We start from the raw sequence: 13,358 nt of genomic DNA, 5'->3' as shown, positions 1-13,358 counted from the left end.
GTTAAGAGATTTATACGATGCTTTCACCCGCTATACAAGTGAAGGTAAGCAATGAAACGCGCAGATAAGATTTTTTACGTCGGTGATCTGAAAATCACCCGCATTGATGAGTTGACGCTGAAGGGGACGGATCCTGCCGTACTGTTTGGGGATAATTGGCAACCTGAAGCGCTGGAAAAGCATCGAGACTGGCTGATGCCGGAAAATCTGGATGCCGACAACCACACTCTGGTGCAGAGCACGCACTGCTGGCTGGTCCAGTCACCGGCTTTTACGTTGCTGGTGGACACGGCGTCCGGCAATGATAAAGAACGTCCGCATAACTTAATATTTCACCACCTGCAAACGGATTTTCTGGCGCAACTGGCTCTGGCGGGCGCCACACCGGAAAGCATCGATTATGTCCTGCTGACCCATCTGCATGTTGACCATGTTGGATGGAATACGCGTTGGGTTGACGGCCAGTGGTTGCCTACTTTCCCCAATGCCACATACCTGATGTCGGCTACCGAGGCGGATTACTACGGGTTCGCGGCCAGCAACAATAAGACCAATATTCCCAGTCTGGGCGTGTTTACTGACAGTGTCCTGCCGGTGATCAGCGCCGGTCAGGCGCGGAGGGTGGCGCGTGGCGGAGGTGAAGTGCTTGAGGGCGTACATTTCGTGCCGACACCCGGCCACAGCCTCGACCATATGTCAGTCAGCATTCAGTCACAGGGGGAAGAGGCCTTTTTCGCCGGCGATCTGATGCATCACCCGTTGCAGGTTTATTACCCGGAACTCAACTCAATGTACTGCGAATTTGCCGGCCCGGCCCGGGTGTCGCGCCTCTGGGGGTTGCAGTATGCCGCAGAGCGCCAGGCCATCTGGTTCAGTACGCACTTTGCGGCCAGTTCGGCGGGGCGGGTCACCCGCGAAGATGACACTTTCCGCTGGCAGTTTCTGTGACCCCATCTCATAAGGTTAATTCTATGAATATCAATGCTGAAACCGTTTTTAATACTGATTCAGTCGTTTCAGAATCCCTCATGATCGACAGTGATACGCCGGGAGTCCAACTGCATCTGCGCCGTAAGTACCTGCGTTCGCAGACGCCATTTACCGCTGAAAACACGCTGGTGATGGTGCACGGCGCAACTTACTCTTCCGGCAGTCTGTACGATGTGCGTCTCAATGGCCTCTCGTTTATGGATGCGCTGGCACTGCGGGGGTTTAACGTTTATGCGGTCGATGTGCGCGGCTATGGTCATTCGACCCGTCCGGCTGAAATGGAGGCGCCACCGGAAGACAATCCGCCGCTGTACGGTACTGAAACCGGCGTTCGCGACCTCGCGCAGGCGGTGGAATGGGTGCGGCATTCGCATGGTCTGGAGCGGGTGCAGATCTTCGGTATGTCATGGGGTGGTACCGTGGCGGGGGCCTATACCAGCCGCAATAATGACAAGGTGAACCGGCTGGTGGTACTGGCGCCTCAGTGGCTAAACGATCAGGGAGCGAGGATTGACGAAGGCGGCAAGTTGGGGGCATACCGTCACGTTGCCGTAGGTGAAAGTAAAATGCGCTGGGTCAGCGCCGCGCCGGCTGAACATCGTGAATCGCTGATCCCGCCGGGTTGGTTTGAGGCGTGGGCGGCGGCGTCGCTGGCAGAGGATCCGCAGAGTGCAAGCCATCATCCCGCTGCGATGCGGGCAGTGAACGGTACGATTCAGGACGTGCGCGATTTCTGGAGTGTGAACCACCCGTTCTATCAACCGCAAGACATTACCCGTCCGGTACTGCTGGTGCATGGTGAGTGGGATGCGGATGTCCCGCTGCGTCTGATGACCGGTTATTTCACCTCGTTAACGGCATCTCCCGAACGCCGCTGGGTGGAGATAGGCGAGGCCACCCATATGATGCTGATGGAGAAAAACCGTTTACAGGTATTTCGTGCCGTAGCCGATTTCTATTTTCTCTAAAAACCGTTATGTACAACCTAATGTAGCGTCGGCTCAGGCTGACGTTTTTTTATTCTATTGATTTCCGGGGACAGGGTAGATTATCGTTTAAGAATATTCTTAATTTATGGTGTGTAAATGACCGATTCTTCTTCGCGGAAAATTGTTGATTCAGCCAATGTTTATCAGGATTTTGAAACCCGCTTCTATGAGTGGGAAGACGGCATGTCCAGTGCGGGTTTTAAGCTGGAACTGCCGGACAATAACCGCGAAGGTTTTGACTGGGGTGTGACGGGCTATAACTTTGGCCGGGTGATCGGGGGCGTGCTGACCGTCAGTGAACATGACATTAACCGCCAGTACGGCAATCTGTTTTCTATGCCCGATCACATCGTCATTTTTATTGTCATTATCGGCGGGATGGATGTGCAGTGTTTTGGCCGGCGGTTCCAGATGGTGCAGGGCGATATCCTGATTCAGGATATGTCACAACCTATCCAGATCCGCGTCTTTCCGGGTGATCTCAAACCCCGCCTCTGTACCTATCAGTACATCATTATGCCCAAGCACAGCCTGCATTTTAATGTCGATATCGCCTCGCTGCACGGCAAGCATATTCCGGCCTCCTCGCCGGTGAATATTGTTTTGCGTAATCATTTCGCCACCATGGTGCAGGTTTTTGACCAGATGACGGAACAGGAAGTGCTGAGCACCGGTGAAGGTGCCGCGGCGGTATTTCTGCAAACGCTGCATCTGGTGGCAGGAAAAAAAGTCGAGCACCCGTTCGAGCAAAGTGCCCGTCTGGAGCGTATCTGCCTGCATATCGAAAAGCATATTGCGTCACCGGTCAGCGTCGACGCGCTGTGTAAAACCTTCGCGATCTCCCGCTCAGGCCTGTACCGGTTATTTGAACCACTGGGGGGCATTGCGCAGTTTGTCCGCAGCCGCCGCCTGTTACTCGCCAAACGTTTATTACGTTCTTCTTCGATGTCGGACCAAAGTCTGGCGGCGATAGCGCGCCAGTGCGGGCTGGAACTGAGTGCTTTACGGCGTTATTTCAATGATGTATACGGTGCAACGCCTAAAGAGATGCGTGAGAGATTCCGGCTGGCAGAGAAGCTGGAAGGGCAGAGTGATGCCACACATGTGAACTGGGTCAGCTCATTGTGAGTGAAAATGTGAGCGACCTGTTGGTTTTTTACGCGAATTTTGATCTGTCACTATTCTGATTTTTGCCCCTGAACGCGCTATTTCCCGCGGTTATGCCGCTAAAAGCAGTAAACTCGACCAAACGACACCGATTTAATTGAGAACGCATTATGGTAGTTCCGCAACTGGCTGTTGACGAAACGGCGCGCCTGAGTTTACTGGCTTCGCTGGGCATTCTCGACATGCCCAGGGTCGAAGAGATTGATCGCATCACCCGTCTGGCCGCCCGGCATTTTCAGGTTAAAGCGGTGCTGGTTTCGCTCATTGATGCAGAGAGACAGTGGTTTCTCTCTTTTGCCGGAATCGATTTCAACGAAGCGCCCCGTGACACCTCGTTTTGCGGCCACACCATTTTGCAACCTGACCCGATGATTGTGATGGATGCCCGATTGGATCTGCGTTTTCACGATAATCCGCTGGTGACCGGAGCCCCGAACATTGTTTTTTATGCGGGGTGTCCGCTGCTGTCGCGGGAAGGCGTTGCGCTCGGAACGCTGTGTCTGGTGGACGACAAACTGCGCGTCTGGAGTCATGAAGATCTGCAAACACTGTGTGATCTGGCGGCGCTGGTGCAGAGTTTTATCTTCAGCATGGAGAATGTGCAGTACAAAGCGCAACTGGAATATGAGGCTAATCACGATGCCCTGACCGGTCTGCCTAACCGCCGGGCCTTCCAGCATTCCCTCAATTATCTGGTCAGACAGCAAAAAAATGCCGACCGGGATATGGCACTGCTGTTTCTGGATATCGACAATTTTAAGAACTATAACGATACCTACGGTCATGAGTTCGGCGATCTGGTCCTGAAGATTTTTGGACATGTGCTGCGCGAAAATGTGCGTACGCAGGATATCGTTGCGCGTCTGGCCGGAGATGAATTTACTATTCTTCTGCACCAGCTAGAGCATAGCGAAAGTGACGTGAGCCAGATTTGTAACGGCCTGCTGGCGGCGCTTGGAAAAATTGAGAAAGTGGCCGGTATCCCGGTGGTGCTGTCAGCCAGTATTGGTGTCTGTCTGGGACGCGCCAGACAGCATCTGATGCCCGATACGCTGATGGCCCGTGCGGACTCAGCCATGTATCGCGCCAAACAGGCGGGGAAAGGACGCTACTTCCTCGGCTGAAGACATTTCCTTCCTGTCCAACCCTGTTTTAAAGCCAAAAAAACGCCCCCTTGCGGAGGCGTTCGTCAACCATCGTGAAATCTGAACAGGGCTTATTTAGCCGCGGCCAGTTCGTGCGCCTTGTCATCGTCTTCACGGTCTAACGTCATACGATGCAGCTTAGAAGCAGTGAGCAGCATCAGCACGGCGATAACGCCGGTGGCGATACCAATCTGCAGGAACACGTGGCTGTAAATCGCCAGAGAAGCGTGGCTGTCCTGAATATCGGCAGGAACGGCTGTCAGGCTGGCAACATAACCGGCAATGATAGCGGCTGCAGCGGTGGTCAGGAACCAAGCGCCCATGATGAAGCCCATCAGACGTTGCGGAACCAGCTGTGCCACCATCGCAAGACCCAGACCAGAAATCATCAGTTCACCGATACTTTGCAGTGCGTAGCTCAGCACCAGCCAGTTTACGGAAACGATGCCATGCTCATTGGCTAAGCTTGCGCCCCACGGCAGCACCAGGAAAGCACCTGAACACAACACCATACCGATAGCAAACTTGTGCGGCATTGGCATACGGTCACCGACTTTGGTGTAAACCGCTGCGAGAATCGGGCTGGCAACCATGATCCAGAACGGGTTCAGTGCCTGGAACTGCTCTGGCTGGAAGCTGATACCCAGCAGGTCGTGCCCGACGTTGTGGATCGCGAAGAAGTTCAGCGACGTAGGCATCTGGCTGTAAAGCACGAAGAACACGACGGCTTCCATCATCAGCAGGAAAGCCACAATCATCTTACGACGTGCAATCCCTTGCATCGCGAACGTTTCTTTCGCAAAAACAATGATGATGCCGACAGACACCACAGCCAATACCAGACGGGCGATGGTTTGGTTATGCAGCAACCAGCTTGAAATGAACACCAATGCGACAACGCCGACCAGAACCATCAGCAGTTTCTTGAACTGCAACGGCGCGAAGTCTGGTTTTGAACCCTGACGTTTTACCCATTTACGGCAGAACATGAAGTTCACAATGGTGATCAGCATGCCGACGACGCTAAGGGAGAACGCGACGCTCCAGCCATACTTCGCGGCTAACCACGGGGTGGCCAGCATAGAGAAGAACGAGCCGATGTTGACCGACATGTAATACATGGTGAAGGCGCCATCAAGACGCGGGTCATCTTTTTCGTAGCAGGTTGAAAGCAATGAGGATGGGTTTGCTTTAAACAGACCGCTACCTACGGCGATGGTCGCCATACCAAGGTAGACCCAGAACACTTCGTGGTTGGAATACGCAACGAAGGAATAACCTAGTGCCAGAACGATCGCACCGAGAACGATGACGCGTTTGGATCCCAGCACTTTATCGCCCAGCCAGCCGCCGATTGCTACGAAGCCATACACCAGCGCACTGAATGAGGAGAACAAGGTGATGGATTCAGCTTCACTCAGGCCAAGTTGTTTGACCAGGTAGACTGCCATGATCCCTTGCAGGCCGTAATAACCGAACCGTTCCCACAGCTCGATAGAGAAGATCAGATAGAAGGCTTTAGGCTGCTTAAAAGCATTCAGGCTGACGTTTTCATCCTTGGATGTGTTTTTGTTTGCTGTTGACACGAGTACCTCTGTTTATCACTCCCTGCCCTGAACGACAGGAGACGCAAAAGTGGCGCATATTAAGCACCCTTCGCATTGTTATAAGATGGGATGACGGCGGGTAATGTTCCCTATCTTCGTAAACGAGGCAAGGAGTTTGACATATCCCGTTACATATATCTGATTCAGCCTGATGAAACTATGTTCGAAATGTTATGCAGAATTAAAATTTATGTTTTTGCTGTACAGCAAATGATTCTATCGTATAAATAATAAACGAGGCTTTTAGTTGCGGATGATAGGGCATTTTCTTACAGAGGTAGTGAATATGTTTGTTATTCAATGAATAAACAATGCATAAACGTTGTGGGGTTATTTCAAGGCGGAGTTTTCTGAATAGTAGAAAGAGCAGGAGGCTTATTTACAAAATCGGTGGCGATTGTAGTGTGATCTACTTCGCTTTTTAACACTAAATTTCAGCTAGAAATTAAGATTCGTACGACTTCTGGCGGTTAGGGGGAAAAATGCGTCATATGATCTGGCGGCAAACCCGGTTGTGCCGCGCTCATCGCCAGGAGGAATGAAGAGGAGAGTTAAGGCGCGACGGTATCACCTAAGGTCTGAATCAGCCGGTTAGACCAGGCAAAAAGTGCCGTGGTCAGCAGAATATCCAGCGACTGCGCAGCGTTGTAACCTGCATCCGATAAGGCATGAAGTTCATCGGCGTTAAATCTCTCAGGCGTACGGGTCAGCGCCGCACTCGCCTGCAATAAAACCTGCTCAGGGGACGGACTCTGAGCCCCCGCAACGGCTGCCGTTGCGGTATGTCCTCTACTGCTCTGTTCCCTGAACAACTCTTCAATGTGCCCCTCTGCGCCACCGGCTTCAAGATAGAACCGGCCATGGATACCGGCGCAATATAGACAACCATTGAGTCTTGAGGTTGCCACGGCCGCCAGCTCGCGCCATAAAACCTTTCTTTGCTCGCGGGCATGCATCACATGGTTAAACACGGCTGAGAATTCGCTGAGACAGGGGGCATCTTGCACCAGCAGGCGGTAGAACGAAGAGGAACGTGCGTCGGGCGCGATGAGATCCAGTACATCTTGCTGGTGCTGGCTGGCAGTGGTCAGATCGACTTCAGGTAATCGCGCCTGCCACTGGCGCAATGTCAGGGAAAAACCTTGCTGAACGCAGGATCCCGGTGGTGGAAAGCCCGGCAACACGGCAGCGATACGTCCGCGCAGCGCGCCCAGTACGGCAAGCACACGCGCCTGATAGCTGACAAAACCAATCAACTGAATAAAGGCCACGATATCCTGCGTACTCAGCCCTACGTCATCCAACTGCTGCAACATGGGCGGCGTAATAAGCGTTGGCTGAGTGGCTAAGAGGCGGGCGAACTGTGTGATGTGAGTCTGTCGGATATTACTTTCGCGCGAGGCATCAGGACTGGCAAGCGGAGCGAGGCGTGCAGCGTAGTGGCTGCAAAGCGGCTGCACGCCGGTGACCTGAGCTACCGTCAGGGCACTACTCAGACGGTCATAAAGTGACAATGTTGCCGTGCGTGACAATGTCACATACTCTGGGAAAAGTGCGTCATAACAAGCACGTGAAGCTTTAAGCAGACCGCTATGTTCATGAATCAGCCGGTGTACCGCTGGGTCCAGATGAGTGTCGAGCCCAAGCAAAAAGCAATCCTGTACCCGCATTGCCTGGGGGGCGGTTGGCAGATGACCCTGCTGGCTGGATTGAGTTTCGTGATACCAGCCGTTGTGTACGGCGCGGCGCTGTTGTTCCATGATCGGGTCCTTTGCATGAGGCAATATTACAGACCCTATCCTTGCCGATACGCGCTGCCAGATAAAATAATGTTAAGCGATAAATAATAGCTAAAAAGAATAGTAAACCTGAAAAAAGTGAAAGAAAGAGATAAAAACCCACTGCGCTCATGCGCGAAATACAAAAAAAGCAGCTCGGGAGAGCTGCTTAACAGCGTCTTCTAGCACTGAAAACGCTGTCTCTTATTTGGCTAGGGTTTTTTACCATCACGGCGCCATGCATCGGCCGTCAGTGCCTCACCAAAATGGCTGGATATGAGTCGCTTGGTTAAATCATGCAGCGGAGCTGCCAGTACTTCGGCGGTATTACCGCGTTCTACCACTTCGCCTTCATGCATCACGATCACCTGATCGCTGATGTGCTTCATCATGCCAAGGTGCTGAGTAACGTAGATGTAGGAGATACCCTGTTTTTCCTGCAACTCGAGCATCATATTGATGATTTGCGAGCGCATTGACATATCCAGTGAGGCCAGGGCTTCGTCGGCAATGATCACTTTGGGTTGCAGGATCAGTGCGCGGGCCAGCGCAACGCGCTGTTTCTGACCCGATGCGAGCATATGCGGGTAATAATAGGCATGGTCCGGCAGCATCCCGACCATGCGCAGAGTCTGGTTGATACGTTGCTCACGTTGTATCCCATCCAGTTCGCCATTAAGGCGCAGTGGTGCTTCCAGCAACTGGCCGATGCGCTGACGCGGATTGAGCGATGTATTAGGATCCTGAAAAATCATGCGGATCTGCTGACTGCGAAAGCGGTAATCGCCGTAGGTCAGCGGATGATCGTCGATTACAATCTCGCCGTCGGTCGGTTCAATCATCCCCGACAGCATCTTGGCAAGGGTGGATTTCCCGGAGCCATTTTCTCCAATGATCGCCAGCGTCTGCCGTTCGCGCAGGGTAAAGCTGACAGGTTTTACCGCGTCGAGATCCATCTTGCGAAACAGGCCGGTGCGATAACGGAACGTTTTTTTCAGATTACGCACTTCGAGCAGGGTCTCAGCCATTATTGCTCCTCCATGTTCAGCGGGAAGTGACAGGCGAAGGCATGGGTTTTCACCAGACGCAGACGAGGCGTTTCAATGCATTTTTTCTGCGCGTACGGGCAGCGCGGGCCAAGACGGCAGCCTATCGGCAAGTGTTCGAGCGAAGGGATCGCTCCGGGTAGCGTATTAAGGCGGCTTTTGTGAGGTAATGAGCGACCAAAGTCAGGCATCGCGCGGATCAGTGCCTGCGTGTAGGGATGATGAGGTGCTACAAGGAGGTCGTCGCACAGCGCACTTTCGACCGTTTGTCCGCAATACAACACATTTATCCGGTTAGCCCATTTGCTCATCATTTGCAGGTCATGGCTGATAAGCAAAATGGTGGTGTTGTTATTCTGATTGAGACGCGATAACAGGCGGAAGATTTGCGCCTGAGTGGTGGGCTCCATGGCGTTGGTCGGCTCATCGGCAATCAGCAAGCGTGGCTGGTTAGCCAGCGCAATGGCAATCATTACTTTCTGACATTCGCCTTCGGTCAGCTCATAAGGGAAGCTGGCCATAATATCTTTATGATCTTTAATCCCGACGCGGTGCAGCAACTCAATGGCACGGCGTTTTCGCCAATGGAAACGTTGATACCAGCGGCCCTTGTAGGTCCAGCCAGGAATGGCCTGCATTAGCTGTTTACCAATATTTTCCGAAGGATCCAGACAGGACTGAGGCTCCTGAAAGATCATCGAAATATTCTGACCAATCAGTTTACGTCGCTCACGCGGCGAGAGGTGCAGCAGGTCAATATCGTCAAACCGCATCCTGTCGGCAGTCACGCGCCAGTTATCTTTGGTCACGCCGCAGATGGCCTTGGCAATCAGACTCTTGCCTGAGCCAGACTCTCCGACCAGACCGCGGATCTCACCGGCATTGAGCGTCATACTGACGCGATCAACTGCTTTAACCGGACCATCTGAGGTCATAAATTCAATGGTCAGATTGCGGATATCGAGTAACGGCATTATTCCACTCCCGCATTAATTGCCCGACGCATTCCGTCACCGAGCAGGTTAATCAGTAATACGCTCACGAGAATTGCGGCACCTGGCAGCATCACTGACCACGGTGCGACGTAAACCAGCTCCAGCGAGTCACCCAGCATCGCACCCCATTCGGGCGAAGGCAGCTGCGCACCTAAATCGAGGAAACCCAGTGCGGCAATATCCAGCACGGCCATGGAGAGGGCGCGGGTGAATTCGGTGACCAGCACGGCAACGATATTTGGTAAAACCGCGTAGCGCAGGATCTGCCAGGTTGACGCACCGTCCAGACGAACAGCAATCACATACTCTTTTTCTAATTCATCATGCACCGCGCTGTAGATGGTGCGGGCGATTCGCGGTAAAAGTGCCAGCCAGACGGCCAGCATGGCGTGTTCCAGCTTAGGACCGAGGAAGGCCACCACAATAATCGCCAGCAGCAGCGAAGGAATTGAGAGCAACGTATCGAGAATGTGGTTAAGAATGGCGGATTTCAGACCTCGGGTGATCCCTGCCAGAACGCCGATGACAACGCCAACGACAGCAGCAGCCAGTGTGATCACTATCGCGCCGCCAATCGTCGGTGCAGCGCCGGTAAGAATGCGGCTTAGCAGATCACGGCCCAGATCGTCGGTGCCGAGGAAAAACGCTACGTTACCATTGCGCGACCAGGACGGCGGCAGCAACTGTGAGCCAAGAAACTGTTGGTCCAATGCGTAGGGTGCCAGCAGGTGCCCGAAGACGCAGACAAACAGCAGGCCGAGCACGCCATAAAAACCAATCATCGACAGCGTGTCGCGATAGAAAATGCTCCACATCTGGTGGAACGGGCTGGGCATCTGTTTTTCACGGTATACGTTATCGTAGGGCATACCATTCCTTATGTTTCAGCGGATTCATCATAGCGCCGAGAATATCTGACAATACGTTCACAACGATCACCAGCGATCCAACGACCATCACGCCGGCGGAGATGGCAGCATAATCCTGCTGGCGGATGGCGTTGATCATCCAACGCCCGATGCCCGGCCAGTTGAAGACCATCTCGGTGATCATAGCCAGCGTCAGCATGGTGGAAAATTGCAGGCCCAGTTTGGGGATAATCGGTGGTAGTGCATTGTGCAGCACGTGGCGACGAATAATCGTCAGGCGTGATAAGCCACGGGTTGCCGCCGCCTTCACATAGTTTTGAGCCAGAACGTCATCGGTGCTGATACGCATCAGGCGGATAACTTCCGTCGTTGGTGCAACGGCAAGGGCTGCAATCGGCAAAATCATATGACGGATTGCGCTGGCAATCATCTCATGGCGATAGGGCGAATCGGACAGCCAGGCATCTACCAGCGTCAGGCCGGTGACCGTCTTTAGCTGATAGAGTAAATCAAGCCGCCCGGAGACCGGCAGCCAGCCGAGTTGCAGCGAGAAGAACAGCATCAGCAACAGCGCGAGCCAGAATACCGGAATCGAAAAACCAATCAGGGCAAGGGTGCTGATGGCAACGTCAGGCCATTTTCCTCTCATCACGCCAGCGGTGATCCCCAGAGGGATCCCCACCAGCAGTGCAAAAGTAAACGCCAGCACGCAGAGTTCCATCGTAGCAGGGAATACGGCTTTCAACTGGGTGCTGATATTTTCGCCGTTAATACTTGATACGCCGAAATCAAACTGCAACAGGCCGGAGAAGTAAAAACGGTAGGCATCCCAGAGTGACGCGCCGCGCAGAGGAGCATTCGGCGTAAAATAGCTCAGGCTGAATGCCACCATGCTGAGAAGAAACAGGGTGATGAGTAACAGCAATAAACGCCGCAAAATGAAGATGATCATGGCGCTTTCCTCGTTTCACTTTCACGGAATACTCCGGCAAACGATGAGTTCCCAAACGGGCTTAGCACTAATCCCTTGATATCATAACGGTAGGCTTGCAGGCGAAGGGAAGAGGCCAGCGGCAGAACCGGCAACTGCTGTTCCAGAATTTTTTGCGCCTGCTGGTAATATTCGATGCGCTGCGAAAGCTGTTGGGACAGCAAGCCCTGACGCAGTAACTGGTCAAATTCAGGGTTACACCAGTGAGCATAGTTGGTCTGCGAACGGATTGCCGCGCAGCTCAGCATCGGGCGGAAGAAACTGTCTGGGTCATTACTGTCGGTTGCCCAGCCGACCAGCGTCAGGTCATGGTTCATTTCCATCAGGCGGGCTTCCTGGAAACGGCCTTCAACCGGCACGATCACTACTTTAATCCCCACCTGAGCCAGATCGGCCTGCAGGAGTTCAGCCGTTTTCAGCGGACTCGGGTTATAAGACTGCGAAACCGTAGGCACCCAGAGATGCAGCGTCAACTTTTCCTGTCCCAGATCTTTGAGGATTTGCCGGGCTTTGTCCGGGTCAAATTCAGTTACTTTGGCATTGCTGTCATAAGCCCAGGAGGCTCGCGGCAAAATAGAGGCAGCCGTTTCAGCCGTACCGTAGTAGATGGATTGCATCAGGCGCTGATTGTTTATCGACAGTGCAATGGCTTGCCGAATACGCGGATCGTTTAGGGGAGCCTTGTTGGTATTGAACGCCAGATAAGCGACGTTCATGCCAGGGCGCAGCGTCAGACGCAGGCGGGGGTCATCGCGCAAAATAGAGAGCTGGCTGGCCGCCGGATACGCGAGCACGTCGCACTCACCGGTCAGCAGCTTTGATAAACGCCCGGTCCCGCCGACACCCATGTCGATCACCACCTGCGACATACGCGGTACGCCTTTCCAGTAATCGCCATTTCGCGCCAGTCGTACATACTGACCGGTACGGTATTCGCTGAGCTGGAAAGGACCGGTGCCCACAGGTTCGCGGTCTATCTGTTCTTCATTCCCCGTCTTTTGCAGATTATCGGCATATTCCGCTGAAAGCACCGGCGCGTAGTGCGTCGCCAGATGCCACAGGAAAGAGGCATCCGGGTTTTTCAGCCGAAATTCAACCGTAGAGTCATCGATTTTTTTCACACTTCTCACTGCACTGGCGAATTGCAGACTGTCGAAATACGGGTATTCGTCGCCGTTAACGCTGTGGTAATGATTTTGCGGATCGATAATACGCTGGGTGCTGAAGACTACGTCGTCAGCGTTCATCATGCGCGTTGGCTTAAACCATGGCGTGCTCTGGAAAGGGACATCTTTACGAAGATGAAAACGGTAGGTTGCGCCGTCATCCAGGACTTCCCAACTCTGCGCAAGTTCCGGGATCAGCCGGTAAGTGTAAGGATCGACGTCGAGCAGCCGGTCATACAATTGAGCTGCGAGCGTGTCGATAATCAGCCCGCTGCTGGCTTTCTGCGGGTTGAAGGTGTTGATCATCCCGTTCACGCAATAGACAAAACCGCTCTGGCGGATGTCATTTTTTTGCGCGGTGGCAGGCGAACTGGTTGTCAGCGGCTTGGCAGGCGGTGAGGGTGGCACGGCGACAGCCGCGTTGGTCAGACCGCCCAGTAACAGCATCCACAAAGGTAAACGACGCATAAGGGCTTCAATGTTAAGTAGCAATAGCTTAAGTGTACCGTACTCTGTCAACCTCCCCAATCCATTGCGCAAAACTCCGCTCCTTCTGCCGAGACTTCATGCAATTTTCTGCAAGTGCTTGCAATAAAGACCTTGAAAATGATCGGT

The 13,358-nt window shown here is 53.3% G+C and carries 11 protein-coding genes; 4 read left to right on the top strand and 7 right to left on the bottom strand.

The genetic code is table 11. The features are described from left to right. The first annotated feature begins 51 nt into the window (after positions 1–51). The 4 genes from ACZRKO_RS08000 (at position 52) to ACZRKO_RS07985 (ending at position 4,270) form a co-directional block, all read left to right on the top strand. Positions 52–948 carry an MBL fold metallo-hydrolase gene (locus ACZRKO_RS08000; protein WP_463736677.1) on the top strand — a complete coding sequence of 299 codons (897 nt, stop codon included), beginning with the start codon at positions 52–54 and terminating at the stop codon, positions 946–948. 80 nt (positions 949–1,028) lie between these two features. Further along, the gene (locus tag ACZRKO_RS07995) at positions 1,029–1,958 is read left to right on the top strand and encodes an alpha/beta hydrolase (RefSeq protein WP_463736676.1); all 930 of its coding nucleotides are present in this window, start codon (positions 1,029–1,031) and stop codon (positions 1,956–1,958) included. A gap of 117 nt (positions 1,959–2,075) precedes the next feature. Then, the gene (locus ACZRKO_RS07990; protein WP_463736675.1) at positions 2,076–3,107 is read left to right on the top strand and encodes a helix-turn-helix domain-containing protein; all 1,032 of its coding nucleotides are present in this window, start codon (positions 2,076–2,078) and stop codon (positions 3,105–3,107) included. A gap of 149 nt (positions 3,108–3,256) precedes the next feature. Next, the gene (locus ACZRKO_RS07985; protein WP_463736674.1) at positions 3,257–4,270 is read left to right on the top strand and encodes a GGDEF domain-containing protein; all 1,014 of its coding nucleotides are present in this window, start codon (positions 3,257–3,259) and stop codon (positions 4,268–4,270) included. A gap of 92 nt (positions 4,271–4,362) precedes the next feature. Here ACZRKO_RS07985 and dtpA read toward each other — a convergent pair whose 3' ends face one another. The 7 genes from dtpA to sapA form a co-directional block, all read right to left on the bottom strand. Beyond that, positions 4,363–5,877 carry a dipeptide/tripeptide permease DtpA gene (dtpA, locus tag ACZRKO_RS07980; RefSeq protein ID WP_463736673.1) on the bottom strand — a complete coding sequence of 505 codons (1,515 nt, stop codon included), beginning with the start codon at positions 5,875–5,877 and terminating at the stop codon, positions 4,363–4,365. A gap of 572 nt (positions 5,878–6,449) precedes the next feature. After that, a complete protein-coding gene (locus ACZRKO_RS07975) occupies positions 6,450–7,658 on the bottom strand; it encodes a CMD domain-containing protein (protein ID WP_463736672.1) in 1,209 nt (402 codons plus the stop codon). A 230-nt stretch (positions 7,659–7,888) separates the two neighbouring features. Further along, entirely contained in the window at positions 7,889–8,704 is an 816-nt protein-coding gene (gene sapF, locus ACZRKO_RS07970; protein WP_463736671.1) for a putrescine export ABC transporter ATP-binding protein SapF, read from the bottom strand. Continuing rightward, positions 8,704–9,696, bottom strand: coding sequence for a putrescine export ABC transporter ATP-binding protein SapD (gene sapD / locus ACZRKO_RS07965; protein WP_463736670.1), 993 nt, complete (start codon positions 9,694–9,696; stop codon positions 8,704–8,706). Before sapD ends, sapF begins: the two co-directional genes overlap by 1 nt. After that, positions 9,696–10,586 (bottom strand): putrescine export ABC transporter permease SapC, encoded by an 891-nt coding sequence (gene sapC / locus ACZRKO_RS07960; RefSeq protein WP_463736669.1) that lies wholly within the window; start codon positions 10,584–10,586, stop codon positions 9,696–9,698. The genes sapD and sapC overlap by 1 nt, the downstream gene beginning before the upstream one ends. Further along, positions 10,573–11,538: a putrescine export ABC transporter permease SapB gene (gene sapB, locus ACZRKO_RS07955; RefSeq protein ID WP_463736668.1), complete on the bottom strand. Its 966-nt coding sequence runs from the start codon at positions 11,536–11,538 to the stop codon at positions 10,573–10,575. The genes sapC and sapB overlap by 14 nt, the downstream gene beginning before the upstream one ends. After that, positions 11,535–13,211: an ABC transporter substrate-binding protein SapA gene (gene sapA, locus ACZRKO_RS07950; RefSeq protein WP_463736667.1), complete on the bottom strand. Its 1,677-nt coding sequence runs from the start codon at positions 13,209–13,211 to the stop codon at positions 11,535–11,537. Before sapA ends, sapB begins: the two co-directional genes overlap by 4 nt. Between the last annotated feature and the right edge of the window lie 147 nt (positions 13,212–13,358).

Source organism: Ewingella sp. C233 (assembly GCF_055407225.1).
Note: the sequence above shows the minus strand (reverse complement) of the source record. Positions and strands in the feature narration are given on the sequence as shown.